Genomic DNA, 26,057 nt, shown 5'->3' on the forward strand with positions numbered 1-26,057 from the left:
AAATTGGTATTGAGCACAGTATAAAGGTCCATCAAAGCCTTACCCTGTGCCGCCGAAAGGGGCAGTTTGGCATTATCCGTCACACAGTTGTTGACTATGCTGCCAATCAGGCAGACCCCCGTCATCCAGTTCTTGGTATCCTCAAAAAATTTCTTGACCTTCCCCAGGAATGTCTTCGGCTTCTCACCGGCCACCGGGACCGGGAAATCTGTGGTTATGTTATCCAGCGTCTTTACCGTCATCTCAGATATATCCCCACCGGAGGATTCCGCCTTCTTTTTCAGCGCTGCGTCTACCACATCTGCGTTGTCATTGAAATCCTGTATATCAACCGGATCCGTACCTTCCGGCTTTTTTAGATTATAATTAGGTGTTAACTGCATATCCTATGCCTCCTTTAATGTCCTTACGTCATCCCAGGTCATGTCCCCAAGACGGTTCCATATATATGGTTTCAGTTCGTTCCATGTGGTGTATCGGTACTCAAACCGGTAGGCCAGATGCGCTGGCTTTATGTCCTCCAACATGGAGACAAATGCCTGCATGTTCCGGGGGATCCCTTTGATGCCGATAAACTGGATAATAAAAAAGTGATTGGGGTTATCCTCAATCACCTTTACCTCCCCGCCCGAAAAGGCCACGGCCGTATCCTCTATCATCTTCCGGGTTGTGGTCCCCTGGCCCCGGAGTTTTGCCATGAGTATTTCCCGGCGCTGCTCATAGGTCAGGGACATGTTCGTGGCCACACCCAGCATCTGCTCCCACCTGGACAGCCCCCAGGTGGCCGTCACGATATAGCATTGGTCAATCAGGTCCTCCAGGTCATGTTGTAGCTGCCCTACCTCATAGCCCTGTGTCCGGTATATCTCCGCCATCTCCCGGAGCTCTGCCAGGAATGGCGGTGCATACCGCGCCAGGTCCACAAAATACTCCTCCGGGACAGTACTGCCTGAGCCCTCCTGGGCGTACTGGCTGCGGCCATATAATGTCTTCCCATACATGCCTTACACCCCCTTCAGGTCATTCCATGTCAGCGCCGGATTACTGCCGGCCGTCACATGGCCCTGCGCATTGACCGTGACACTCCGGTAGGTTCCGGCTGTCACCCCGCTGCTTGGATGGCTATATTTCGTATCAGGCGGTGTCTGCCAGGTCCCATCCGCCCTTAAATATTTTGTCTGCGCCCCTGCTGCTGGGGCCGGGACCAGACCAGTCCCGCCAGCGGCGCTTGAGGTGGCTGCCTTGAATACGGCATATGTGGTATTGTCATCCGCCCCCCACGCCGCAGTCCCATCAGCACTCCATCGTAGTATCTGCCCGCTGGACCCGCCGGATGGGACATGCTTATTCCCTGCCGTAGTGGGGTGCACATACTTATTGGCCCCCTCCGCAATCCCCGCCAGCTTATCTAACATGGCCTGGGTGATTTTGTCCAGTACCGTCTTATTCGCATGTGTGTGCTCCTGGCTGGTGTCCACATCCGCAGCAGTCAGATAGCCGGAATCGTTCGTGAACTGTGACAGCTTCGTGGGCATGTCCGTAATCTGGCTCTTGGTATGGCTATGGGAGGATGGCGGGAAGGTTGATGGCTTACTGCCTATCTCTGTCCAGGCATATGCAGGCTTTGCAGATGCCTTTGCCCAGGCTGGGACATCCGATGCGGGCATGGAGGACGGTTTGTTCCTGATATAGGCATCGGAGCCGGTATCCGTCACATCCCAGTCTGGCTGTACGTTGACCTCAGCCCCTGATGCAATCCCCGCCAGCTTATCCAGCATGGCCTGGGTCAGCTTGTCAATCACGCCCTTATTGCTGTGGGCATGCTTCTTGGTATCGGCATCGTTCCAGTTCGCCCGTTCCGTTGCCGTGATATGCTGGACCGTATCGGCTTTATGGGTGATGAAATCCGCTATGGCCTTTGCAATCTTCCCCATGGCCGCACCCAGTTTATCTCCGCTGGTCAGATTGGCCAGTGTGGTCGCCTGCGTATAGGTCGGTACCTGGTCATTGGTCGCCACATTGGGCACGCTCCCCAGCCCCACCTGTGACTTTGTCACCCCATGTGGATTACTTTTATTACTGATGTGGGTATAGGCATCCGACCAATTGGCCAGCAGTGTTTCCGTCAGCTTATCCAGGGTGGATTTGTTGCCATGGGAATGACGCTTATTGTATGCGTCATCATAATGGGTCTTATCCTCCTTGCTGAGCAGCCCATCCACACTCTGGGTCGCCTTGGGGATTGCATTGGCAGATATGGCAATCCAGGCAGTGCCATCCCAACGGTATGTGTAATCCGTGTCCTTGACATTTACCGTCCATCCATCATCGGGGTGAGGATACGTTGCTGCAAGGTCTGCATAGGTATCAACCGCCTCTTTCCAGTCGATGGCTGTCTCCAGGGCGGAGAACTTATTGTCCACCTCGTTACGGGTGTATTTATCATCCCAACTGGGCTTATTGGTATTGATGGTAGCCCGTATGGCATCCTCTGCAGCCGTGGCCCTGGATTTCTCCGCTGTGACTGCATCGCTATTTACTTTCTCCGCTGCCTTTGCCCGCGTCACCTCGGCCGCCAGGTCAACCTTCAGCCCCTGTTCCGCTTCTTCCGCCCGTCTGGCCTCCGTATCAACCCGGCCATCCAGACGGTCCTCCTCCTGCGTGGCGCGGTTGGTTTCTGCCTGCAGGTCATCTGTTAATTTCTTCTCTGCCCCCAGGGCCCTGGTTTCCTCCGCATTCAGCGCCTCCTGTGTTGCAACGATGGATTCCTGCACCCGGTTGATGTCGTCCCCCTCAACGGTATCCCCGTCAGTCTCATAGCTGATGTAGACCACCGGCGCATCCGCATACACCCGGACTATCCGTTTCCAGGGCGCCAGGCTGGGCGTTGACAGGGTATATGTTTCCAGGCGCTCCCCTGTCAGCTTCGGGCCGGTGAACACAGCGAAGGTAGCCTCGTTGATGTTGTCATGCTGCAGCTCCGCCTCATACACGCCATTGGTAAGATGGATTTCCTCCTCCACGACATAGATGTTCCCATCAACCTTATTCAATTTCTCATAAAAAACGTTTACCTGCATCAGCCCACCTCCAGTGTGACCGTACCGGCCACCGCAATCTCATCCTCCATCAGGGCCACGTTGCCGGATACGCCGTTAAGCAGCAGGTTGGAATAATCCTCCACGCCCTCAGTCCCCAGCAGCAGGTTCCCTACCCTGGCCAGGCTCACATAGGACAGGTCCAGGGCCTCATTGTGCAGGTAGCCTGTCAACTTTGCCTGGAATGCATTCTGGACGACCCCCAGGTTCATGCCTGCCTGCAGCTTGATTCCAGCCGATACATTGACAGCCTTCTCCACCACAGATGCCACCGTGACATCCGCGCCGATGGGGCGCAACTCCTCGATATGCCCCCGTACCATCTCCAACAGGCCGGTACCGGCGGCGGACATGTTGGCATCCGCTATGATGACCTTGACCGTCCCCGGTCCGCTGGACAGCGGGAAGACCTTGGCAGCCCCTACGCCCTCACACTCCATGGCCCAGTTGTAATAATCATACCGGTTGCCACTGGTGGAAGGCTTCTGTACCTTTGTCAGGTACCGCTCCAGCAGGGCCTCCGTGGGTTCCTCATCGCTCCCGTCCATGATGATTCCTGTCAGTTCCGCCCTCGTGAGTCCCTGGATGTAATCAATGGGGACCAAGGTTCCCAGCTCCCGGTTCCCGGCAGAGCCTGCCGTCTCGCATTCCATGCGGTAAATACCTTCCTCCATACGGTCTATGGCGACATAATTTAAGGTCCCCAGGGAGAACCGGGAACCTATCTCGATATCAATGTTAAATTCACCTTTCAAGACAGCCTTGGTTGCCGGATGTGGGGTCATATCCCATTCCGCGCAACGCCTGATTAGGTACTCGCGGGTTGCTGTGCCGGCGAACACCTGGTCAAGGGTCCAGTCAAGCCCTATGTACGCATTCTGCAGTTCCACCGCAGTAGGTGCAAGGGCCGTATATATGGGGGAACTCTGCCTTGTATCCATCCCCGGGCTATAATCCTTTGCCCTCCGGAGCATCCTGTCAAGGATGACCTCATATGTAGTATCTTCATACATCACACATCCACCTCCTTGGTTGCACCAATATCACCGTACCGGGTATGGACCGTAAACGTCACGGAAAGTTTCCGGCCGGAACCCTCAAAGGAAAACGCATCAACCCCCTGTATCCGGTCATCCTGCATCAATGCCTCCTTTATACGCTTCTTTATTTTTGATTTGACCAGACCCATGGGTTTCCCGAACAGTCCCCTCAGTTCCACACCATAATTCCAGTCGTATATAAGCCAATCATACCTCTCCGTGTTGAGGATGCAGTGTACGGCCTGCTGCACCGCATCCCTTCCATCCACATAACCGGACAATGTGTCATCATTCATCCGGAATGCCTTTGATGGAATCTCCTGTACCTCAAAATCAGACTCCAGGATGTCTCCCGTCTTCGGCAGCATCTTAAACACCTCCTTATTAATACCGGTCCACCACAAGATACTGTTGGGCACCACGCTTCTGCACCAGGATTACCGTATCGCCCGCTTTCAAGGCATTCTTAATGGCAGCGGAAACAATACCCACACCGGGGATGGACATCTGCTGCGCATGGTCCGTCAGATATTGCGGCACCAGAAGCTGGTTTCCAGTGACCGTGGTCTTCTGGTCAATCTGTACCGCCAGGGGTGTTGCGGATACAACGGTCCCCTGCATCACGTCACACGGCCTTCCGGCCTCCACGGCCTGCATGGAAATCTGCCGCATATTCTCAATCCACACATTATCCATTGATACCAGCTCCTCTCAATGCCAGGTCCATTGTATGTATTCCTTCATCAATCTTATGCGTGACGGACTCCACCAGGAGATAGTTCTTCAGCTGCATGTCCTTCACGTCCAGGAACACGGGGATGAGGCATCCTGCACGCACCTTGATGTCCCCAAATGCCCCCTTGACGGACAGGCTCCTGGTGGGACGGTTATACAGCCCCAGGTACGTCTCCGCTATTTTCTGCCCGTCCACCCCCTTATCCAGTGACTCGCTCATCTGCAGCACACCCCATTTATTGATGTTCTCCGTGTGCCTGGTCATGAAGACATCCCGTTTCTTGGTATCATCATTGTCGCGGTAAAGCTTAATCTGGTTATAGGTATCCTTATCAATGCTGATTGTGAAGTCATAATCCTGGGCCGTGCCGTCATCTATCATGATGTCCAGTTTCATGTCCTCTACATTCCTCAGTGCCAGCTTACCGACATCGTCATAAAGGACATACATTTTACCTGTGGCCATCATGGTCAGGTCCAGGGCATTCAGGATGATGTCAAACAGGGTGGTGTCCGGCTCATTCCGGTATGGTATCTTATACCCCGTATCGTCAAGCACGCCCGTCCGTAGGTTGAAATCCCCGGCTATCATCTGGATTACCTCTCCTGCCGTCCTATCCTCATAGCTGTAGCTGTCCTTGTTCTTAAGGTACCGGAGCTGGTCATAGGCCGTGACCTTGACTTCCCCATCACTGCTCCAGTTCCGCTCAAAGATGAATCCAAAGAATACCGGTTTCCCGTTCACATCCAGCCGGACGGCATTTCCTTCCTCAATCTCCAGCTTCCCGTCCGGGATGACAGTGAAGGAACATTTCCCCGGCTGCCCCTTACGTGCGGTATCCCAGGTGACACTCCCCTCCACCACCGGCTCATAGACCGCCTGGCCATTCTGTATATAGACATGTACATTCATGGACCCACCTCCTTATGGCATTGTCAATACCTGGCCGGTATTAATTTTATTTGGGTTGCTTATCTTATCCAGGTTGAGGTTATGGATTTCCTTCCACCTGCCCCCATCCCCAAGCTGCTTCTTTGCTATGTTCCAGAGGCAGTCACCGCCTTGTACGGTATAGGTCCTGGCCTGTGGCTGCTCCGCCGGCCGGTCATCCTGTGGCGTTTCAGCGGTTGGGGTGGGCTGGTCCTCAACGATAGTGAAGTTCATGACCTTTGTCCCGTAATGCCTGGCCTCCTTCATGGTGATGGAGATTACCAGGTCCAGGCCTTCCTTCACATCATCCGATACCTTGTAATCCTCCAGGGTCACGTCCATGTTGGTGTCGAAGGAATCACGGATGACGATGAACTCAAAGGAGCCTCTGCTGTCCTTCAGGTCCTGCAGATGGCTTATGAAGTCCTCCGCATCGTCCACGCTCCCATCCCAGACAGCACTTGGATAGTCCATCTGGGGCAGGATTATGTCCAGGCTGATTTCCGCAAGGCCCGGAGGCCGTAGGAGGTTGATTTCATCCCCGTTTATCAGCGTGACCGTCTTGTTCTGGCCGGGATACTTGATGGGTATCTTTTGGGGTGGGACTGGGAGGAGCATGTCATCTATGTATACCTCATATGCCATCAGATATGCCCTCCTTCCGCGGCGGCCGCCAGGAACTCACTGGTGAACATGGACAGCGCCCGGCCCATGTCATCAAAGTCGGTCTTCTTGGTCAGGGTGTTGTTGTTCTTGACATCCACCTTTAACTCAGCCAGGGTGAACCGGTTGATGATTTCCTGCTCCGCAGCATCACGCATGTATTTTAAGTCCTCGTCCATTATGTCCATTGAATCCTTTATGGCTGCAGTATTGGCGGCAGTGCTTCCAGTGTTACCAGCTATTTCCGGGCCTACACCACCGGAATAATAATTTTCCTCGGCTGTATTCTTAGCGTTCTTCTTTTCTTCTGCCTCCGCCTTCGCTGCAGCAATCCTACGTTCCCGCTCCTTCTGGCTTTGGTTGGCCTCGTACTGCATCCAATACAAATTCTGTGCTCTGGCCTTCTTGTCAGCCAGATTCTGGTTCTGCAATGTTGCAAGGTCTGCGGCTCTCTGTTTTTGCTTTGCTTCCTCTTCCAACGCCGCGCCGGTTGCAAATTCGACGTGTGAAATTACCTCAATGGAAGTTCCCGCGATACTATTGGTCAGCTCAATTAGTCTGTTGATTCGGTCAATCGCACCATTTATAAAATCCTGCAGGATTGTCAGACCGGCCACCTTTAGGTTTCCAAGGGTGTTTAGTACGCCTGTTCTGAATGCGGCAAAGCCATACTGCATGTTGTCTATGCCGTTTTGGATGCCGTTCCACGTGGTCACGAATCCGATTCGTAGCTTATCAGCCCAGGTAAGGACAGAGTTTACTACCGTCAGCCAGGCCACCTTAATCCCGCCTACGTGATGAATCCATACCAAGATAGCCGCTATGACTGCCATGATAGCGATTACTATCCATGTTAATGGACAGGCTAATAAAGCCATATTCAATCCATTTTGTGCTCCTGCGGCTGTCGCTGTAGCGGCTGCCTCCGCTAAATCTGCACTTGTTTTTAAAGCTGCCCTTGCCGCCGCAATAGCTTTTAATCCGTTACTAACTGCCTGTACAGTATTATAAGCAATTACAACTCCCTTATAAGCAATCAAAGCGGCTGCAACACCTCCTATAACAGGTCCAAGCCATGACCAGTTATCACGTATGAATCCAGCTGCGCCCACCATCGATTCAATCACTTGTCCAACGATAGGTATGATATCACTTAAGACTCCTGCAAAACCCATCACTGCTGTTTCCGCAGCTGGCATATTGGCATTTACAGTGGCAAAAAACTGCATCATAGCCGGATAGAGCCTAGCCCCCACAGTCTCCTTGATGTCCCCCCAGGTATTTGCCATCTGTTGAATCTGGCCTTGCGGTGTATTCGCCATGATGGCATTCATGTTGCTCACGTTGTTCGTAACTACCTCCGCAAGGGTGGCCGCACGCTCCTGCTCATTTCCATACTTTAATATCTTCTCCTGGGCGGCATCGAACGTGACGCCTACCCTCGTAAGCGCTCCGACCTGTCCCTGCATGACCTTTCCCATCATGTTACCAATATTGACAGCATCCTGTGTACTTACGTTAACACCATTCTGCTGCACAGCCAGGTTGTTCATAGCAGGTATCAGTGTGTTTAAGGCATCTGTTGAGTTAAGGAATGTAGCCAATTGTTGAGCGCCTGAAAGCTGCACCTCATCCCCAACAACACCAAGTGCCTGCTGGGCCGCTGTGAGTTCCTTTACGGATTGTATATCAGCTGGACTTGCTCCCATGCGCTGACTCATGATGGCTCCCAGTTTCGTCTCGGCCTCGCTTTGCACGTTTTGAAGCGAAGTCGTGTCACTGACGAAATTAACTGCCATCTTGATTCCCTGGACACCCGTATACATTCCTACTAACTGCTTTATGCGGCTCCCCAAGCCATCATAAGCATTTCCACCGTTTCTGACTGATTGATTAAACTGCTCCTGGGCTGTTATGTTATCCCTTATGTTCCTTTCCGCAGTGGACACGGCAGAATTAAGCTGTTGGTATGCCTTATTCGCGGCACTGATATCCATACGAGACATGGCATTGTTTAACTCATCCTGTATGGATACAGCCTGGCCCAGTTGTCCCCTCAATGTTTCCAACTGATTATTGGTCTGTTCGGTCCGCAAATTTACTGGGATATTATTTAATTCCTGGACTCGCATCGATACGGCCTGTATTCGGTTCTGTAAGGCTGCCATGTCATTCAGCATACCCGGAGGGATTACTGACATCCTATTTGCCTGTGATGATATCGCCTGCTGGGTCTGATACAACTTCTGCGCCATCTGATTGGCTGACTGATATTCGGCCGCAAACCTGTCTGCCCCAGAGCTTGTAAATACTTTAGGTTCTGATGTCTGTGCCCAAGAGGGTTCTGGCACACTTACCGGCTTGTTTTGTACGCGTTCCAGTTCTTCCTGGTATTGCGCTACTGCTACGGATGCACTATTTACCTGCTGTACTGTTGCTTCCCATTGGGCTGTATTGATTGCTGTCTCGCTGGCCGTCTGTGCAGCTCCAAAACTGCTTACCATCATATTCATGGCAGTAGTAATGGAGGATAGAACTGGTGACATCCTATCGTCTATTTGGATAGATGTTGATATAGCAGACATGCGTCACTCTCCTTTCCTAAAAATTTGTATAAAAAGAACGCCCCGAAGGACGTTCTGATTATTGTTGCATTCTACGCTCCCCGAATAGGGAGCGACTGGGAGATGCCGGAGCAATTTAGTCACTTGCAGGATTTCAATCCACGCCCCCAAATAGGGAGCGACGATATCAACCTTGAGAATTTTTGATAATTTTACTATTTCAATCCACGCCCCCAAATAGGGAGCGACCGCAAGTATTGCTACTTGCAACTACTATTATACTACATTTTGTGCTATCGCAACACATACTACGCATAACTTCCTTTTTGGGGTAGAAAAACTGGTGCGAATGCTTTAGCAGTATCATGTCAGCTTGACATTCGCACCGGCCCCTTTTTTACTGCGTCTTATGTGTTTCCAACTGCTCCCGCAAGGCCATCAGTTCCTTGATTGTATCATCATAACTTTTCAACATCTTCTCATACTGTTCCACGGGGATGATTATTAATTTCTGCATACCGCGGCCTCCTTCTTTCCATCTTCCAAGCCAGCATAATATGCCCGATTGATTTTGATTGCTATGGCCTTGAATAATTCTCTGTCGCTTTCATCTGGGTTTTTCAAATCTGCAGCCTTACAATCTGCATATGCTTCTACGTCCACTGGATATGTCATGAGCATGCCACCTCCCCACTTTTACCAAAGGTCATTGCCAATTGCTCATACGCAGGAATCCGTATAACATAATCCGGCACATTAATGCCAGCCTGGAGGAATATATCTCGTACTGCCATTGCAATTTCGTGGGGAGGAATACCCTCACTTTTCATAATACGCTCAAAGAGACGGCCCGCATTTGTTGCACTCTCAATAGCTGCCGCCGATACTGGGTACTGACAAGTAGTGGTCACGGAATATGTACCGGTTTTGTGGAGGGCGGGAAGAACTTCGTCTGTAACCCAATCAGAAAATGCTTCAGCATTTGGCTTACGGCTTTTAAAAATCAACTTGAATACGCCGCTTTCGGTAAGAAAATTTTCACCAGCATTGTTCAACTTTCGGATGTGAACATTAGTCACATCCGGATTTTTAAGTTTTCGCACCTGCCTGCCATTCATATGAGATACAGCCTTCCTAACCGCCTCATCGCTAAGCTCCAAACATTCACCCACATGATATGGGTTAAAGTATACTCGTCCGTCTAATTCAAATGCTTCTACCTCATGTCCATTAAAAATCATTAATTCCTGCATAACCTTTTATCTCCTTTCAAATTTGACAATTCGGAGAAAATAAGGTATAGTAACCCTAAGGATAGGACATACCCTATTCCCTCATGATTGAGTAAACACACTGCCGACCAAAGCTTACTGTGTTTGCTCTTTTTTTGTTTCTAAATCCTTTTGAATCAAATCAATCACATACTGCATAAATGTCTTATCTTGCATAACAGCTTTTATCTTAGCTGTTTTATGCATTTCATCATTCATTTTAATTGTTATCCGTTTCATCCCTATCTCCTTTCCCACAATTTAATTGTATGTATATTGTAGATTATACGCAATTAAATTACGTTCGTCAAGTGAAACTTGAATTAAATTGCGTATTATGATACACTCAAAGAAAAAGGGGCGATTAATATGGCAAGTAATAAAACCATTGGAAACAACATAAAATCATATCGTCAAAAAAAAGGTATTACACAAAAACAATTGGCTTCTCTTATTGGAAAAACTGAAAGTTCAATACAAAAATACGAAGCTGGCAAAGTTGAAATTCCTAAAAATGTACTTATTAAAATAGCCAAGCAATTGGACTGTTCCTTCTTACAACTAAATGGTATTAATGCTGATGACTTTCTTCCTCGGCTAAAAGAAGCAAACACTGATCCTGTATTAGTATTTTTAGATTCTATAGGATATAAAGTTTCTGTTGGCGATACTGGAGGGGTTTTTATCGAAATATTTGATGAGGAAATCCCGCTAATGAGAAAACAGTATAATATCCTAAAAGAACAAATAATTTCATACGCAAAATTTGCTACCGAACGAACTCTCTATCCTCCTATTATGGAGCCTTGCGATGATTCACCCGCCACCGAGTAGATGGCTTTTTCTGCATTATAAAAGCACCTGGATTCCTCCGGGTGCTTTTGTCCCTATAAACCTAAAAGCTGTCTCTTCTTATCATCATATTCTTCTTGTGTGATAGCCCCTGCGTCAAGAAGATTTTTATATTTTAAAATCTCATCAGCTGGTGATACTTCCGTGTTATTGCAGCCCTCAGTACTTTTTTCTATACCTCCCATATCACTTAATCCTAACATTATCTTCTCAGCCTTTTCACAGTAAGACTTAAATAGTATTGAATCAGATTTTACTTTTCCGGTAGGTAACAAATTTATGCTTAACTGAGGATACGAATTATTATAAAGATTAACAATAATTTTAAATTCATTTATTTCTTCTTTCTGTTTAGAGCCCGATAATCCTCCCAGAATCGCACCGACGCCGCCAAATAGTAATCCTCCTACCAAAGCGCTTCCTACACCTACGGACAAAACACCCGTACCATTTTTTTGACATTCATAGTTAATAATATCATCAAATGTGAAATATAAATTCCCATATGATTTTAGTTTCCACAGCCTATTTTGTTCATCAATAAAAAGTTCTTTTTCAATAACTTTAGTTTGATGAAATATTCTACTTCTTTGTTGATTTATTTCATTATCATTAATAGCATCTTTTACTCTTTTTAGAGATATATCTTTCCATGCAAGTGTGATTAAACAAACTCCGCATTTAGCGATACATTCCTTACAAACATATCCATCTGCTATCTGCTTAACACCTTTCTGCCCACCACATATAGAACAGTTTTCCTTATTCCCCCCAAACAATCCCATTCTCAATACCTACCTCCGCGCCATAATAATCTATCCTTATTATAGCGTGGATTGGAAACTATTTCTACCTTTTCCTCCGGGTGCTTTACTCCTTAAATTTCATAGCTTGATGATTGTTGATTTTCAGCTATCTTAGTTCTTATTTTCATCATCTTACTTGTTTCACTTGACACTCCCCAAAAATCAATATGCTTACTATCCCCATTCTTATCCAAGTAATTAATAACGTAATAGTGCTTAGGTATAGACTTGCATTTAGTCGTTGTTATATTCGTTCCTTTGTATTTCGCCATATATTGATTTTCCTGCATGAAGATATCAATACTCAAAACTCTCTGCCTATCCAATCTAGCTTCAACTAATGGATTTGCTTTAGTTAGTAAGATTGCGTCATCTGTCAATTGCAAACTACATGGAAAATTACAGACAAATCCCGGTAAATCCCCATCATAGAATTGCACAGTAACCTTTTCTGGTATCTTCTCTTTCTTCCCAAACAGTCCCATAACATCCCCTCCACACCATAATAATCTATCCTTATTATAGCGTGGATTGGAAGTTATTTCTACCTTTTTCTCCCATACTCTACTGCTAAATTTCATAACTTTTTGACTTTTGTTTATTAGTCAATTCGTCCCTCAATCTCATCACTTTTAATGCTGATGACGATGCACTCCAAAAAACGATTTGTTTCTTATCCCCATTCTTATCTAAATAGTTTATGACATAATATGACGTCGGAATATCGCCCTTTCTAAAACCGCTTTCAGCGTTCCCTTTATACCTTTGCATATAATCATTTTTACCAAGGACTTCCACAGACAATATCCGGTTTCTGTCAAGTCTCACCTCCGTGTATGGATTATTTTTAGTGATGCGCAGACAATCCTCCATTAATAATATCTGGCAAGGCTGATTAACAGGAAACTCATTCAGCTCCCCCTCGTAATACATAACTCTTATCCCATCTGGTATCTTCTCTTTCTTCCCAAACAGTCCCATAACATCCCCTCCACCTTTGCTTAATCTGGGAATATTATACCATCTCTTCTTTTCATATTCTACCGTTTCTTTCCCTTTTTCAGTCTCTGCGCTTCTTTTTTATCCCTTTCCAGCTTCATTTCAACCGCCGCCATCACATAAGCCTGTTCATCAATATCAAGGGCCAAGAACTCATGTGGCCACTTATGGAGTTTATGGAGGCAATAGTAGGCCACATTTGCCTCCATATCGCCTCCTTCAATTAGTTTTTTGCCTCATCCACCTTTTCCTGCATGGTCCTATCAAACCCATGGTACTCCTGCAGCTGGCCCATAAAAGCATTGTATTCCCCAGGGTCATCCAGCATCTCCACTATCAGCTGCTCCGCACCCATTACACCGTAAGAGTCCTGAAGTTCCTTATCATTCAGGTTTGGATATACCACACATGCAGCTGCCATCTTAGCCAGGTAACGATTGGCGTAAAACTTTGGCCGGTACATTCCTGGCTTTCCCGTCACCTGTATATCCACGGTACAATCATCCCGCAGTGCATTATCCTCTTTTGTAGACAGCGGCCGGATTTCCCACATCATCGGTTTACCATTCTCGTCCAAAAAGGAGGCCGTTGCTGCAATCTTTAAATTCTCCTTAGTTCTCTTATTCTTCTTTAAAAATCTGCTCAAATCTCCCATATCCTCTTATCCTCTCTTTCTTACTGCATTCCCGGAATATCAGCAAAGGCTTCCGGCATTTCAAATCCTTCGAAGGTGAAATCAAACTCATCCTCCAGGTATTCCGCATCTGCATCAAATCTTGCCAAGACCAGATTGTCTATATTGCAATCCGTCAGGATGATTGTCTGCCGCCCCACGCTGGACGATGGATCTTCGTTCGTCACTTGTATGTCAAAATATACGTCTTTCCCTGTGTTCTGGAACCTATACATCAATTCCCTAAAACGGCTCGTATTATAATGGAATGTTGCGGAACCGGACCCCTTCAGGCCGATGGCCTTGTTGCCTTTCATCATGCGACCAAGTATTGGAACCTCTGTTTTTACCTTTTCAAGCTTTGCCTCCAGGTTTAGCGCCTGCATGAACAGGAACCGTTCATTATCAATTGTAATGAAACACTCTGCCTTCGTTGCGCTGATTGCCTCCCATGCATTCATGGTTATATCATTCATCTATGTATCTCCTTTCTCAGCTAACCACCACTGTCATATATAATTGCGACATACAGTTAATCGGCGTCACCGGGCAGTTCACCACAACAGACCGCTTGCTGTTCCCGCGCCCTACCGTGATTTCTTTGGCCTCCACGGCCTCAATCGCCCGCAGCCTTGCCAGCTCCTTGTTGTAGGTCACGATGTCATTCCAGAGGCTCACCCTGCCCGCGTCATCGTTCGGCATGATGCCCAGGTACTTCGTGTTGAACATGGATGCGATGTCATTGCCAATCTGGTCCAGTACCCTTATGGTCTGGTTGCCGGAAAAGTCCTCGCCTTTTTCCTCCGTGAAAGTCGTCAGTGTGTTGATGTCCATCAGGACACGCACGTCATCGCCCACCCGGTGGAACATGAACTTCCCGGACCGTACACCCGCTGACAGCTGCCCCTGGGTGTAATCCACATCCACGGTAAGTTCCCCATCATACACACGGTTCTCATTGGTCTTATTGACAGCACAGGCCGCCTGGGCCCCGGTTGTCCAGTACACAAGCCCCTGCTCCTGTTCTGCTGCCTTGTTCTCAACAGATATGATTCCCTCATAGTCAGCACCGGCATTCCGGTACATGACCGTCTGGAACTTGACGCCGGCTTCATCACGCATCCGTTTTGTGTACTCCGCAAACACGGCCTTGACCGCATCATCCATGGATGGGCAGCATAATGTCTGGAATGTATGGGATTCCATTTTTGCCAGGAACCGCGCATAATCCTCACCTGTCACCGCATCCCCATCAGTCCCTCCGGTAAAGGGCATCCCGGCCGTTGCCGCAAGGGTCGCATCCTTCTTGAACACAACGTACCGGTTGTCTGTAAGCTCCGTGGCTGCCGCTACTGTCTGATGGTCCACTTCCTTCCTGTCAAGCAGTGTCCTCACATCAAATTTCGTGCTGTCATCCACATTGGCGCTGACAACCAGCGTGAGGTCCTTGCCACGTACACCGCTGTATCTTGCCTGCCCGTAATCACAGGCAGCCTTCACGCCTGCATTGAGCCTGTAGAAGATACCCTTGGTCAAATTCCTGAACAATTCCCTTATCATCCACATCTGTGGCGCATCTGCCGGATAGCCGAATATCTCCTGGCACCGCTCCTGGTAATCCTGGGCTGTCACAATGAAAGCCTCCTTTTCCGGTCCCCAGCCGAATTCCAGAGGGATTGCCGCCGTCCCGCGGTCTGAAAGCACTGCCACACTGCTGGCAGCACTGACAAAATTGATATAAGCCCCGGGAAGTGTTTTATTCTGAGCCGTAAAGCTTCCGCCTCCTAACATCTATCTCACCTTTCCTTTCATGAATTTCTCGATTACCGCATCCACTTCTTTCAGCGAATATTTCCTGCCATCCTCCAGCAGGGCACTCACCAGGTCCTTCTTTCCCTGGTAACACTCCGCCTGTAACAGCTCCTGTTTTGAAAATGTTGCTTCTCCCTGTTTTGTTTCCTTCAATTCACGACCTCCTTAACTGCGTGCTGGCCTCCAGCCCCTCCATTGGTTCCTCCTGGGGCTCCGGTTTCATGATGAACATATTGTAGCTGACAAAGAAGGTGAGCACACCATCCTCTGTCCTGTGACTGCGTCCGTTCCCCCGCAGCAGGCTGCCATCCCCCAATGTGATATATTCCAGCCCGTCCATGAGGATGTCCGCCACACGGTTCAGTTCCCGGGAGGGTTGGACGGTATCGCCAGGAAGATGCTGGATACACATAGCCGTCTCACGATAATATCGCCGACCAACCATTGGCTTTTCAGACGGCTCCAGGAACCGCACAAAAAAACAAGGCTCCGTAAGGCCCTGTCCTACCGCATCTGTGTAAATTTCATATCCATCGCCAAACAGCTCATTCAGCCGCCTGGTGACGGCATCCATGATATCGTTAAGCATCAAATACTCCCTTCAAATATTCCCTTAACTTCTTTTCCAACACACCCGGAGCCTGAGCCTCCAGTTCCTTCTCTGATATGGTAAGCATGAACTTTCCTGGAACCCAGGCTTTCTTTGCACTCACACCTAAAGCGGGGATATAGCGGCCGGGCGTCTGCCGATGACCATATTCCACGTAGGATGCATATTCGGTCGGGTTGATTATCTCAATCTGGTAGTTATCCCCTACCTTCTGGATATCACCCACCGTCCAGCCGCGTCTTAATGTCCCTCCCTGGTATCCAGCCCAGTATTTCTGCTTTATGGCGCCATTCTTTGACAGGAAGGTCCTTGACTTCCCATCGGAACCCTTTACCTTTACAGTCTTTGGCCCGTCCAGCTTTGGTGCCTTCCCTACCGACGTCCTTTGCTTGACCTTCCTCAGAAGCCGGGATGCCAGTTCCTGGATACACTCCTGGTTGAAGGCCTCCCGCTCCTGTTCAAGGCGCTCAATCTGTCTCTGCAGCTTCCTGACATCCTTAAAATCAAAACTTCCACCCTTTGCCATCATGCATACCCCTTCCACAGCTCCAGCAGGATTTCCTGGTGGGAAGGGTATACGGCAGCCTTACCACTCTGGGCATAGCTTTCCGCCTGTCCCTGCTGTGTTACCTCAATCCGGCATCCGGGCGGTACTGTCAGCTCCGGGGCCAGGAACAGCTTTATGGCCTGCGCCACAGCCGTGACCGTATCACTTCCAGCCGCCGGTGACGTACTGGAATAGGACAGATGGCAGGCTATACCATCCTGTACCAGAACCTCTTCCTGCCTTGTCACCTTCGTCACAGGGTCCTTTACAGGCTTCATCCCATAAATCCTGCATGCCCCATCATAAGTGGCCTCCACGGCCTTCCTGTGCATCCTCTGGGCCTGCCTGATTGCATCCCTTATCATCCTACCACCCCAGCTTCCTATACCGGTTCAGCTGTCCCTGATAATCCTTCAGGATACCGCCTGACAAGGCATCCGCCGCGCTGGTGAAGCTTGTGGATGTGTCCCCTTCTGATATGGATGACACCTGCACCGGAGCATCCCCATCCCCAGGGCGCTCATACCGATACAGGTCCATAGCCATCCGGTATGATGTGCTGGCCAATCCCGCCGGAACTGCCTTTAAGTTACAGTAGTTCCGGATAGTCTCGTCCACATCCTCCATAAGGAACTGCAGCGCGATATCCTGTGCTGTGTCACCCTCCGGTATCCCTAACAGCCCCTTCAGCTTCTTTAGTTCCATGACATCCCTCCTTAAGAGATGGTCGCGATGAATACCTGGTCCGCATACGGGAAGGAAGGCATGGCTGTTGCAACTGCCTTAATCCATCTTCCGACCGGGTCTATTGTGTCATACTGCACGACCACGACATTACCCACTGCGGATACATCCACATCCGGGTTCTTACGCAGTTCCAGTTCCTCGGCTGTAAGCCCATAGAAGGTATCCCCAAGTTTCCCATCCGGCATCATGATGAATGCGGATTCCGGGAGGAAGCGCGCGGACGAGTATTTCCCTTTCGCATCCTGCTGGCGGTACTGCTTGTCATAGATGGCAATCTGCGGGAGGCTCTGCTGGGCCAGGAAGGCGTTCAGTTCCGCCCTGGTAAGCACCCGGTCACTGTTCACCCCGTAGATTGCGGCGCGTATCCTGTGGTCCCGTAAGATGCGGTTCAGGTTGGTCTTGGATGTCAGGGCCCGCGTCGGCGTGAACCCGGTATCCTTGACAATCCGGTCCACGAAGGCATCCATATCCTCCAGGATGGTGGGGTCACCGCTCCCCCATGTCTTATCAGCCTTATGCGTGCTTGGAATCCCATAATCGATGCTTGCCTTGAAGCCATTCTCGTTGATGGACAGCTTACCTGTTGACAGGGCCTCCATCCTCAGGCACTCGACCCTGGTCCTCACGCCCGCCACCAGGTTGTCCACGTCATTGTAGATTTTGCGGACCATCTCGGCCTCCTCCTGGTCATTCCTCGGACTCTCAAGGGCAATGATTTCCTTCTCATTCAGGCGGATTTTCCTCTTGATGAGGGCCAGGTCCTGCATGCTGTAATCGGCACCTTCCCTGGACCCCAGTTCCGTCTCAGTATCGAACGCATGGATGTGGGCGGACACGGGGAGGTCGGATGCCCCCTTAATCATCCTGATTTCCATGGCTTCAGTCTTACGTTCCGGGAACAGCACTTCACCCATGTAGGCCTCGGTCTGTCTTTCCTTCGTATAATCAATCAGCTCCTGCGGTGTTAATAATTCCTCTACTCTCGGCATGTCTTAATCCTCCTTATACTGTGGGGGCGGCGGCCTTGACCTTCAGGCTCCCGTCCACAAAAAATTTGATGAATGGCATCTTTTCTACCAGCTGGTCCACGGCATCAACTAGGTATTCCCCCTGCAGCCGCTCCGTGTTGACGGAACCGGCTATCATCAATGCTCCGGCCTGGGGTCCATGGGTGACTTCCGTGGTCGCGAACAGGATGCCTACCGGTTCCGTGGAAAACGCATAGGTATAAGCCCCGGAACTTCCCGCGCGGGTTACTTTGACCGCTTTCCCATCCTTATCCAACAGGCTGCCTGCCAGGACGGACTTCTTCCCCTCCGCATCTGCTGTCACCCCGGTATCCGCTACCGTACAGGTGATGTTCTCATAGTGTTCATTCCTCAGGAACTCCGGGGAATTATCGTACGTCTTCTTTACTAAATACATGTCTTTTCCTCTCTTTCCTTATTTTGTTGCCCATGCATCTGCATAGGGGTTCCTGGCTGATTCCTTGTTCAGGCTCTCCGCCACTGTCTTGGCCCAGCCGCCTTCTGACGCCTCACCGGCCTTGGGTGCATAGGATGGCTTCTTTCCCGGTTTGTCCGGTCCGGAAGCCGTGGATTCCTTGAACAGGAATGCCTTCCCTTCCTTCAGTGTCTTAACCTGTTCGTCAAGGCCGGTAACCTTCCCGTCATCCGACAGGATTAGCTTCGACCGGTCCAGCAATCCTGCCACCAGGTCGGCATCATGGGCGGACTCACCGATGGCAAGCTTGATGGCGGTTGTCAGCTTCAGCTCCTTCATGTCCGCCTCATACTTCTCTTTGGCGGCCTTATTCTCCGCCTGGAGGTCCGTAATCTGTTTCTGGAGTTCCTCATTGCTGCCACTGGCCTTCTTCAGTTCCTCCAGTTGTTTGTCCCTGGTCCTGATGTCCTTCTCCAGCTGCGCCTTCGTGGTGTTGGCTGCTTCCAAATCCGTTTTTGGGACATAGGCCTCCAGTTCCTTCTTTGATTCCTGCTCCGCCTTGGCTGCCAGTTCCTCACTGATGCCAAGGGCAACAAAATCTTCTTTTTTCATGTTCTCTTTCCTTTCTTTTTGGCATATTTCAATCCACAAGGTCCGCATAGACCTTGACCTGACCAATCATTATTAGGGCATAAAAATAACACGTCAGGATAAACCTGCGTGCTTCCCTCTGCGCTGTTACTGCGATATCTAAACAAAATACCACCGGCCATTACTGACTGGTGGTACTCTATAATCTGTATTCCGCAGGAATCTCAACATTAACCGCAGAATCTAACAACCTGAAATTACTTATATCGGGGAGATAAAACAGCTCCTGTTTTCCGCTATCCTTGACGATTGCAATTCCTTGTTTTCCGTAAACTGCTTCCCCTTCTCTGTTGGCCCCATCAAACAGCCATCTATCCCCCAAATCCTTAATTGAACATAATCCGGTATCTCCATATCCTGTTTTAAAGTACTCCATTGCAGCCTTACATGCTTCTTCAAATTTCATCCTTATCACCCGCCTCACAAGCAGTTATGCCTCTATCTGAGGGCTCAATATTATCAATTCTCCAAAACTTCGTTTTTCCCTCTTGCACATAATCAAAAATCTCGCTTGAAAATTCTTTGCCTGATTGTACATCATAAAAATGGACTTCCTTATCCCTCATCTCCGCGACAAAGACATGACCGTTAGCACTATTTTTCCATCTAACTGATACCTCTGCCCTTGCTCCATCCTGCCATTCCCTCAATGTTCTTTTAATATCATTTAATCCACTTTCCGCGGTTTCTCGTACTTCCGGATTTATCCAGGCTTCCTCTGGATGTCTCTGTAAATAATGATTTCCCTTAATTGGCTTTGCAGTTACATTATACCCTCTCCTCCGCATTTCATAGGCAGAAACACAGTTTGTGCAGTTTTCGCTGTATCCGTTCTTTACATAATGTTTAAAATTCGGATTAACACTGTTAAGAGGGACTTCATCCTCATGTATCCGCTTCCAATTTTTGGGTATGCCTCCATATATGGTTCCCTTTTCTTTTATTATATCAGAATTATATGTCTTTTCAACCACGAACTGTTTTTCCCATTCCCTATTCTTCATGTCAGAGGGAACATAATATGTTTTCCCACTACTGTCTCTGGCGGCTCTCATCTCACCCTCCGTAAATTCGTCGTCAAAATACGGCACCGTAGTGGACCTGCAGTTTGGGTGGAAGGGCGGCGCCGTAGTCCCGACTTCATAATCCTTCATGTCAAAGACCTTGCCGTCCATATCCCTGCATATCTCAGAAGTCTGACCATCCAACGTGGCCAGGATTTCATACTTCCCCACCCCCAGCCCCTTCAGGCAGTCCCTCTGGGCCGCCGAAGAGATGGCTGCTGACTCGGTCATGATGAGACGCCCGGCCTGGCCCCGGCTGACCTCCATGGTCCTCAACAGGCTGTCTATGGCCTTCTGAGGTGACTCACCACGGATGATGTTCTGGGTCAGTTCGGTATGCAGGTTCCTGACCAGCTTATCCTTATTGGTCCAGATACGGCTTGAGAAGTTTTCCCCATCCTGTGCCCAGGGATGCCTGATGATGGCATCCATCCTCCGGTCATCCAGCCGTGCAAGGTTGGTACCCACCCCGGTTCCCTTTGCCACCTCAAAAGCGGTCCGGTAATACTGTTCCCTATAGGCTTCATGCAGATAATCCGTCATGCCTCCATCAAACTCCGTTGACAGCAGTTCCGCATGCTGCTGCATCTGGAGCTTCATGGCCTCCAGGTATGAGATGTGGTGCCGGGCGGATGCATTCTCCAGTTCCTTCATCCAGCGCTGGTCCACGGCATTTTCCTTGCCGGCCTTTATGTAATCCTCGACCGTCCATTTAAACTCTTCCAGTTCATCCTTTTTAAGCAGCTTCTTGGCCCCGGCATAGCTGACCCCATTATTGTCGGCCAGGCGCTGATACCACCGCATAACGTCCATCTGTATGCTGTTGGTCGCCCGCATGTATTGCCTCTGGACATCCTTGTAGTAAGCAGCACCGCGCTGGTACTGGTCATCCTCCAGGGCAGCCATGCGTTTCCCCCAATAGTCCTTATTCTTTGCCGCGGGACCCACCTCCCTTCGTTGCTTTTCATTCTCCTCCTGGTTATAATGTACTTACAGGCCCCTGCCAGGGCTGAATCCGAGAGAAAGGAGTTACACTTATGTGCACAGAAGATTACTGCGAAATTGTTTCCCAGACCGTCTCAATAGAATACCATGCTATGGATGTGCCTGTTCTTGGGGAAAAACATTCGCCTGGTAGTTTTATGATTGATGACTGTTCCTGTGGAGATGATTGCTGCACCAGAACATCAGAATGTCCCATGTTCCGCAAATTAAATAACCTTTAGTATTTGAGGGTGAGTCCATCAGTAATCCCATCGTTTGGATCACCCTCAAGTATTTCAAGTCTGTAACCTGAATGTTTAAACGCTTCCGGTTCTTCGTTCCCGTCCTTGTACATAAACACAATTCCCTGATCTTCATCAATCAGAATTTTGTCAACGGCTTTGCGTTCTAAAACAACCCTCTTGCGCTTGGCTAAATCTGACATTCTTAATGGGGGATGCGTGGGCTCATACACCCGTATCGTCAATTGCTTCACCCTCTTCCTTTTGTGGAGGTTTTCCCTTCTGCCCAAATGCTTGCTGGTAGACATCCACCTTCTGGGCCTCTTCCTCTTCTTCCTTTTTCAACTGTTTCTCTTCCTCCTCCGCATTCTCCACCCACGGGTGGTTCTTGAGGATGGTCTTGTGTGAAATGACGCCCACGCTTTTTGTGGCGATGTCGGCCAGTTCTGATTCACTCCGGATGGCCGTCCTGGTCCAGGTCTGGGTAATCTGTTTACACTCAGAACCCAGATGATGGCAGATTGCGCGCACCAGCCGGCCGAAACCCAGCTTGAACTCAGTCTCCATCAGCCCTGCCTTCAACTCCAGGAGAGAATACAGGTACTTCAGTGCCTCGCCGGATGAATTGCCGAACTTCTGCGGGTCCGGGTCCACTCCCTGTCCCTGCTCAAAGATTGCCTTCCTGGTTATCTCCAGGAACTTCTCCCTGGCCTCAATCGGGATGCTGATGGTCAGCGCCTCCACTCCACCTCCACCCCCGGTTCCGTCGGTCTCCACCTTGATTGCCTTATACTGCTTCAGTTCATTTACAAAGGTCTTCAAATCCTCACCGCCATAATTGGTCAGTATGAAGATGATTTCCTGTATGTCCTCCAAGTCATTCAGGAAACCGCTGAATACCTTGTCATAGGCATCTATCAACGGCTTCACATTGACCAGGTCATCCGTGGGGATATTGTTATTGTAGAACGGGATGAATGGGACCTCCCCGAAGCCGTGCTCAAACTCATTGGTCATCTGGACACCTCCATCCGGGGAATCGGCCATCTCATACATGTTATAGGCCTCCAGCCCCAACTCTGAGATGGAACTGCCCTTCTTCCTGTACACATGGCATTTTTCTGCCGTCCAGTATTCCCATACATAGATGACCTTCCCATCCACGGCATCCCTTGTCTTATAATTCCGCAGCACGGCCTCCAACTGGCGGTCCAGGTCGGCGGAATAAACCGGGATGATCTGCTTCGGGTCTATGGTCCCATACTTCCACTGGCCATCATCATCCTTCCAGTAATGCAACCATGCCACCCTATAGTTCGAAGCCTTGACACACAGGTCCTTGCATACCTTGGCATATTTGTCCCCCAGCATGTCCGCAATCTGTTTATTCATGTTTTCATTACCTACATCAAATAGTGGCGGGGCAGAAAACATATAGGCCGCCTTCTGGTTGACCAATAGCCCATGGAAGTTCCGTGGTATCCGGTTGTCCGCATTCCGCAACGGGTCATTATCCCGGTTCTTCCTTACGCCATAGAGGATGTCATTCTTATTCTCATAATACCGTTCCGCCACCTTGGATTCCCGTATGAAACGCCGATGTCCAACAGAACAGCTTTTTATCAGTTCCTTCACCACATCGATTGGCATAACCTGTGGCATCACACCACCTCCTTTATTTTAAGACTGAGATTCCACCCTTCCTTGCGCAGTTCTCAGCAATACCTGTCGTGGCATCCGGTGCATCATCATGCTTGTTCTGGCCCTCACGTTGGTACTTTATCATTGCATTATGGTACTCAAGCCAACGGTTCTTCCAATCCTCCGGGAAATAGATATGCTGCATCACCCAGGCTGAGTTGGAATATATCCTGGCCTGCTTGTTCTGTGTCTGGGTAAACCACTTTATCGTGGTATAGTTGCTGCCCAGCTCCTGCTCCAGGATACGGCGCACATTCCGAGCAAATCCACGCCCACCATTGTTGGACTCAATCCTTGCCAGATTGACTCCTCCGGCCTGTAACATCTTAGCCGTGGCCGGTTCCGTGACCTCCATAGGCTCCTTGGTATACAGGACATCCAGTACATACGCTTCATTGGCGAACGTAACACCATAGTTGATGCTGCACAGGTAGTCCCCGCCGGTGTCAGCCGTATCCGTATAGTTGCGTATCTCCTTGAACTGAGGCAGTTCCCCGCTGTAGGTCTTGAAGCTGGTATATAGCCTGCCCTTCAGGTCAATCGGCTCCTGCTGGTAGTTGGCTGATGCAATGTCGGCGCCCATGGCCCGTATCTTGGCCTGGTAGGATTTATAGGACAGAACCTCAGGGCATAGCATCTCATGTGTGTACGGATTCTGGAGTGCTTTCATGGAGATATGCCGCACCTTTGCCCCTGCCTCCTTGAAATGCTCCAGCGCACGTCCTGCCAGGTCATCGCTGGCCCACCGGGTCATGATGATGATAATCTTCCCACCCTCTTCCAGACGGGACAGCATCGTATCCGTGAACCAGGTCCAGTGCTTCTCCTTGGTCAGCTCGTTGTTGGCCTCCTCGGCGTTCTTGATAAGGTCGTCAATGATAAGAAGAGACGCGCCAAAGCCTGTTGCTGTTCCGGTCGGGGATGTGGCCAGGTAGTTGTTGTATCCGCCCTCCAGGCTCCAGAGATTCATGGCGCCGTCACCGCGCTTGATGGATACACCCGGGAATATGTCGGAGAACACAATCCGGTTCTCATCCGCCTTCTCCTCCTGGATGTCATTACGGACGTTCTTGGAGAACATGGTGGAAAGCGTCTCGTTGTAGGAGCCGGTCATGATTTTCTGCGTCTGGTCGTTGCCCAGTACCCATTCAACCAGCAGGCCAGCCGTGCGGCTTTTTCCGTGCCTGGGAGGTTCGTTGACAATCATTACCTCATCGTCAGACTGTATGAAGTCCTGAAACTCGCTACAGAGGTCAACCAGATACTTTCTGTCCTCCTTATAGAAGTCCGGGGCTTTGAGACTGCAATAAAAAAAGAACTCGCGCCGCGCAAGCTCCATCTTCGCACCCCTGATTATGGTTTCCCTATCCACCATGTATCAGCTTCTTCAGTTCCTCGGTGGTCAGGCCGACATAAGGGTTTGTGGTATCAATCTGGCCAGACAGCTCCAGTTTATCCTTGAACATGCCCAGATGGCGGCCCATCAGTTCGATTGCCCTTAATTTATCAGTCAGCTTATACTTCTTTACATATCCCGCAAACTCCCTGTCCTCGCCAGCTCCTTCGAAATAATCCACCACTTCCAGCCCTGCAATACAGGCAGCCGTGTCATCATCAAGTATCGATATATCCACTGGTTTTCCATTACTGTCAAACAACTTCCTGATATCGAATAGGACCAGTTTCTCCAGTTCCTGTAGCACCCTGTCCTGGGTAATCTCGGTACGCTTTTCCCGCTCCTTCATGCGCTCTTGTATGTATTCTGCAACGTTAACATTGGTTAACAATCTGCTCCCTGCAGCTTTTGCCACCTCATCCTTCTTTACCTTCGGGTATGCCACCTTGTAGGCCCTGGTGGCATTCAGGTCTATCAGGTACTCATCCGCAAATATTTTCTGTTTTGGCGTTAATGCCATCAGGTTCACCTTCTTTCATGCAATAAAATAGCACCTACCAGTATCAGCAGATGCAACAAACTTATAAAATATCCATATTCCGCTTGACTCCCACGTTATAACGTGGTATAATTGTATTATCAAAAGGAAAGGAGGATAGCCGATGGGTAAGAAACAAAAGAAAAATGAGAACTTGTTCAACCAAATAATCAAAGCCATGGTCGCCACCGCCGCTCTGATTACCGCAATCGCACAGTTGATACAAGCTCTCAAATAGGACACCGGGGAGAGAAATCTCCCCTCCTAATAAAATCTTACCACATCAGCTAAATTTAATCAATGAAGTTTGATACAGTACTATTAATATTCACCCTTATTTACGCCCTCGGTACAGATTGGTCCATCCCGTCATGCATTCTTGTGATATGCTGCTCCATTTATGTACTGTGCTGTACACTCCCCAGGATAAGGAGGTCATACCATGAACTTAAAAAAGATAAGAAATAACCATGGCTTAAGCATCCGTGCCCTGTCCGAATTGGCCAACGTACCACAACGGACAATCGAAGACATAGAGAGGTTTGACCGTTGCAAGGTAGATACTGCAATCAAACTGGCGGATGCCTTGGGCGTCACACTGGATGAACTCTGTAGGGATGAGGCGGCCGAATAGGCTGCCTTTTGTTTGTTTTGGGGTATGTAAAAGAGCCGCCCGGAGGTGGCCCTTAA

General features: G+C 49.4%; 34 protein-coding genes and 1 pseudogene. 2 read left to right on the top strand and 33 right to left on the bottom strand.

Annotated elements, in window-relative coordinates; genetic code table 11:
- The 12 genes and pseudogenes from LK536_RS56880 to LK536_RS56935 all read right to left on the bottom strand — a co-directional run.
- Positions 1 to 383, bottom strand: a pseudogene (locus tag LK536_RS56880) (hypothetical protein); the annotation flags it as partial.
- A gap of 3 nt (positions 384 to 386) precedes the next feature.
- On the bottom strand, positions 387 to 1,001 hold the full coding sequence (locus LK536_RS56885; RefSeq protein ID WP_227116698.1) for a YmfQ family protein: 615 nt from the start codon (positions 999 to 1,001) through the stop codon (positions 387 to 389).
- A gap of 3 nt (positions 1,002 to 1,004) precedes the next feature.
- Complete coding sequence (locus LK536_RS56890; RefSeq protein ID WP_227116697.1) at positions 1,005 to 3,080, bottom strand: hypothetical protein; 2,076 nt, start codon at positions 3,078 to 3,080, stop codon at positions 1,005 to 1,007.
- Positions 3,080 to 4,111, bottom strand: coding sequence for a baseplate J/gp47 family protein (locus tag LK536_RS56895; protein ID WP_227116726.1), 1,032 nt, complete (start codon positions 4,109 to 4,111; stop codon positions 3,080 to 3,082). The genes LK536_RS56890 and LK536_RS56895 overlap by 1 nt, the downstream gene beginning before the upstream one ends.
- The gene (locus LK536_RS56900; RefSeq protein ID WP_227797254.1) at positions 4,111 to 4,506 is read right to left on the bottom strand and encodes a DUF2634 domain-containing protein; all 396 of its coding nucleotides are present in this window, start codon (positions 4,504 to 4,506) and stop codon (positions 4,111 to 4,113) included. Before LK536_RS56900 ends, LK536_RS56895 begins: the two co-directional genes overlap by 1 nt.
- 16 nt (positions 4,507 to 4,522) lie before the next feature.
- On the bottom strand, positions 4,523 to 4,834 hold the full coding sequence (locus LK536_RS56905; RefSeq protein WP_227116695.1) for a DUF2577 domain-containing protein: 312 nt from the start codon (positions 4,832 to 4,834) through the stop codon (positions 4,523 to 4,525).
- A complete protein-coding gene (locus LK536_RS56910; protein WP_227116694.1) occupies positions 4,827 to 5,786 on the bottom strand; it encodes an XkdQ/YqbQ family protein in 960 nt (319 codons plus the stop codon). Before LK536_RS56910 ends, LK536_RS56905 begins: the two co-directional genes overlap by 8 nt.
- Before the next feature lie 12 nt (positions 5,787 to 5,798).
- Entirely contained in the window at positions 5,799 to 6,449 is a 651-nt protein-coding gene (locus LK536_RS56915) for a LysM peptidoglycan-binding domain-containing protein (RefSeq protein WP_227116693.1), read from the bottom strand.
- Positions 6,449 to 9,052, bottom strand: a complete 2,604-nt coding sequence (locus tag LK536_RS56920) for a hypothetical protein (RefSeq protein ID WP_227116692.1) — start codon at positions 9,050 to 9,052, stop codon at positions 6,449 to 6,451. The genes LK536_RS56915 and LK536_RS56920 overlap by 1 nt, the downstream gene beginning before the upstream one ends.
- A gap of 483 nt (positions 9,053 to 9,535) precedes the next feature.
- Complete coding sequence (locus tag LK536_RS56925; protein ID WP_227116691.1) at positions 9,536 to 9,706, bottom strand: hypothetical protein; 171 nt, start codon at positions 9,704 to 9,706, stop codon at positions 9,536 to 9,538.
- Entirely contained in the window at positions 9,703 to 10,284 is a 582-nt protein-coding gene (locus tag LK536_RS56930; RefSeq protein WP_227116690.1) for a BRO-N domain-containing protein, read from the bottom strand. The genes LK536_RS56925 and LK536_RS56930 overlap by 4 nt, the downstream gene beginning before the upstream one ends.
- 114 nt (positions 10,285 to 10,398) lie before the next feature.
- Positions 10,399 to 10,542 (bottom strand): hypothetical protein, encoded by a 144-nt coding sequence (locus tag LK536_RS56935; RefSeq protein ID WP_227116689.1) that lies wholly within the window; start codon positions 10,540 to 10,542, stop codon positions 10,399 to 10,401.
- A 129-nt stretch (positions 10,543 to 10,671) separates the two neighbouring features.
- Between LK536_RS56935 and LK536_RS56940 the strand changes: the two genes are divergently transcribed.
- Entirely contained in the window at positions 10,672 to 11,136 is a 465-nt protein-coding gene (locus LK536_RS56940; protein WP_025483606.1) for a helix-turn-helix domain-containing protein, read from the top strand.
- Between the two features lie 53 nt (positions 11,137 to 11,189).
- Here LK536_RS56940 and LK536_RS56945 read toward each other — a convergent pair whose 3' ends face one another.
- The 21 genes from LK536_RS56945 to LK536_RS57045 all read right to left on the bottom strand — a co-directional run bounded on the left by LK536_RS56945 (position 11,190) and on the right by LK536_RS57045 (position 25,349).
- Positions 11,190 to 11,939, bottom strand: coding sequence for an SHOCT domain-containing protein (locus LK536_RS56945; protein ID WP_227116725.1), 750 nt, complete (start codon positions 11,937 to 11,939; stop codon positions 11,190 to 11,192).
- A 92-nt stretch (positions 11,940 to 12,031) separates the two neighbouring features.
- On the bottom strand, positions 12,032 to 12,541 hold the full coding sequence (locus LK536_RS56950; RefSeq protein WP_506092266.1) for a hypothetical protein: 510 nt from the start codon (positions 12,539 to 12,541) through the stop codon (positions 12,032 to 12,034).
- The gene (locus tag LK536_RS56955) at positions 12,531 to 12,941 is read right to left on the bottom strand and encodes a hypothetical protein (protein WP_227116688.1); all 411 of its coding nucleotides are present in this window, start codon (positions 12,939 to 12,941) and stop codon (positions 12,531 to 12,533) included. Before LK536_RS56955 ends, LK536_RS56950 begins: the two co-directional genes overlap by 11 nt.
- A 59-nt stretch (positions 12,942 to 13,000) precedes the next feature.
- On the bottom strand, positions 13,001 to 13,168 hold the full coding sequence (locus tag LK536_RS56960) for a hypothetical protein (protein ID WP_227116687.1): 168 nt from the start codon (positions 13,166 to 13,168) through the stop codon (positions 13,001 to 13,003).
- Positions 13,169 to 13,182: 14 nt separating this feature from the next.
- On the bottom strand, positions 13,183 to 13,614 hold the full coding sequence (locus tag LK536_RS56965) for a phage tail assembly chaperone (RefSeq protein WP_227116686.1): 432 nt from the start codon (positions 13,612 to 13,614) through the stop codon (positions 13,183 to 13,185).
- Positions 13,615 to 13,634: 20 nt separating this feature from the next.
- Complete coding sequence (locus LK536_RS56970; protein ID WP_227116685.1) at positions 13,635 to 14,108, bottom strand: phage tail tube protein; 474 nt, start codon at positions 14,106 to 14,108, stop codon at positions 13,635 to 13,637.
- A 16-nt stretch (positions 14,109 to 14,124) separates the two neighbouring features.
- Complete coding sequence (locus LK536_RS56975) at positions 14,125 to 15,423, bottom strand: phage tail sheath family protein (protein WP_227116684.1); 1,299 nt, start codon at positions 15,421 to 15,423, stop codon at positions 14,125 to 14,127.
- Positions 15,424 to 15,597, bottom strand: a complete 174-nt coding sequence (locus tag LK536_RS56980; RefSeq protein WP_227116683.1) for a hypothetical protein — start codon at positions 15,595 to 15,597, stop codon at positions 15,424 to 15,426.
- Position 15,598: 1 nt separating this feature from the next.
- Complete coding sequence (locus LK536_RS56985) at positions 15,599 to 16,033, bottom strand: phage tail terminator family protein (RefSeq protein ID WP_227116682.1); 435 nt, start codon at positions 16,031 to 16,033, stop codon at positions 15,599 to 15,601.
- A complete protein-coding gene (locus LK536_RS56990; protein ID WP_331472337.1) occupies positions 16,026 to 16,583 on the bottom strand; it encodes an HK97 gp10 family phage protein in 558 nt (185 codons plus the stop codon). Before LK536_RS56990 ends, LK536_RS56985 begins: the two co-directional genes overlap by 8 nt.
- Positions 16,580 to 16,966 (bottom strand): hypothetical protein, encoded by a 387-nt coding sequence (locus LK536_RS56995; protein ID WP_227116681.1) that lies wholly within the window; start codon positions 16,964 to 16,966, stop codon positions 16,580 to 16,582. The genes LK536_RS56990 and LK536_RS56995 overlap by 4 nt, the downstream gene beginning before the upstream one ends.
- Before the next feature lies 1 nt (position 16,967).
- Entirely contained in the window at positions 16,968 to 17,306 is a 339-nt protein-coding gene (locus LK536_RS57000; RefSeq protein ID WP_227116680.1) for a head-tail connector protein, read from the bottom strand.
- An 11-nt stretch (positions 17,307 to 17,317) separates the two neighbouring features.
- On the bottom strand, positions 17,318 to 18,337 hold the full coding sequence (locus LK536_RS57005; RefSeq protein ID WP_227116914.1) for a major capsid protein: 1,020 nt from the start codon (positions 18,335 to 18,337) through the stop codon (positions 17,318 to 17,320).
- Positions 18,338 to 18,350: 13 nt separating this feature from the next.
- Positions 18,351 to 18,773 carry a hypothetical protein gene (locus LK536_RS57010; RefSeq protein WP_227116913.1) on the bottom strand — a complete coding sequence of 141 codons (423 nt, stop codon included), beginning with the start codon at positions 18,771 to 18,773 and terminating at the stop codon, positions 18,351 to 18,353.
- Positions 18,774 to 18,791: 18 nt separating this feature from the next.
- Positions 18,792 to 19,403 carry a phage scaffolding protein gene (locus LK536_RS57015; RefSeq protein WP_227116912.1) on the bottom strand — a complete coding sequence of 204 codons (612 nt, stop codon included), beginning with the start codon at positions 19,401 to 19,403 and terminating at the stop codon, positions 18,792 to 18,794.
- A 178-nt stretch (positions 19,404 to 19,581) separates the two neighbouring features.
- Entirely contained in the window at positions 19,582 to 19,848 is a 267-nt protein-coding gene (locus LK536_RS57020; protein WP_227116911.1) for a hypothetical protein, read from the bottom strand.
- Positions 19,838 to 21,412 carry a minor capsid protein gene (locus tag LK536_RS57025; RefSeq protein WP_227116910.1) on the bottom strand — a complete coding sequence of 525 codons (1,575 nt, stop codon included), beginning with the start codon at positions 21,410 to 21,412 and terminating at the stop codon, positions 19,838 to 19,840. Before LK536_RS57025 ends, LK536_RS57020 begins: the two co-directional genes overlap by 11 nt.
- A gap of 316 nt (positions 21,413 to 21,728) precedes the next feature.
- Entirely contained in the window at positions 21,729 to 21,977 is a 249-nt protein-coding gene (locus LK536_RS57030) for a hypothetical protein (RefSeq protein ID WP_227116909.1), read from the bottom strand.
- Entirely contained in the window at positions 21,958 to 23,394 is a 1,437-nt protein-coding gene (locus tag LK536_RS57035; protein ID WP_227116908.1) for a phage portal protein, read from the bottom strand. Before LK536_RS57035 ends, LK536_RS57030 begins: the two co-directional genes overlap by 20 nt.
- Positions 23,395 to 23,407: 13 nt before the next feature.
- On the bottom strand, positions 23,408 to 24,805 hold the full coding sequence (gene terL / locus LK536_RS57040; protein WP_474913664.1) for a phage terminase large subunit: 1,398 nt from the start codon (positions 24,803 to 24,805) through the stop codon (positions 23,408 to 23,410).
- Complete coding sequence (locus LK536_RS57045) at positions 24,798 to 25,349, bottom strand: terminase small subunit (RefSeq protein ID WP_227116906.1); 552 nt, start codon at positions 25,347 to 25,349, stop codon at positions 24,798 to 24,800. Before LK536_RS57045 ends, terL begins: the two co-directional genes overlap by 8 nt.
- 460 nt (positions 25,350 to 25,809) lie before the next feature.
- Here LK536_RS57045 and LK536_RS57050 point away from each other — a divergent pair, with 460 nt between their 5' ends.
- A complete protein-coding gene (locus tag LK536_RS57050) occupies positions 25,810 to 26,001 on the top strand; it encodes a helix-turn-helix domain-containing protein (protein WP_227116905.1) in 192 nt (63 codons plus the stop codon).
- Positions 26,002 to 26,057 lie beyond the last annotated feature (56 nt).

The sequence above is a fragment of the Clostridium pacaense genome (genome assembly GCF_020709765.2).
In the GTDB taxonomy this organism is placed as follows: Bacteria; Bacillota; Clostridia; order Lachnospirales; family Lachnospiraceae; genus Enterocloster; species Enterocloster hominis.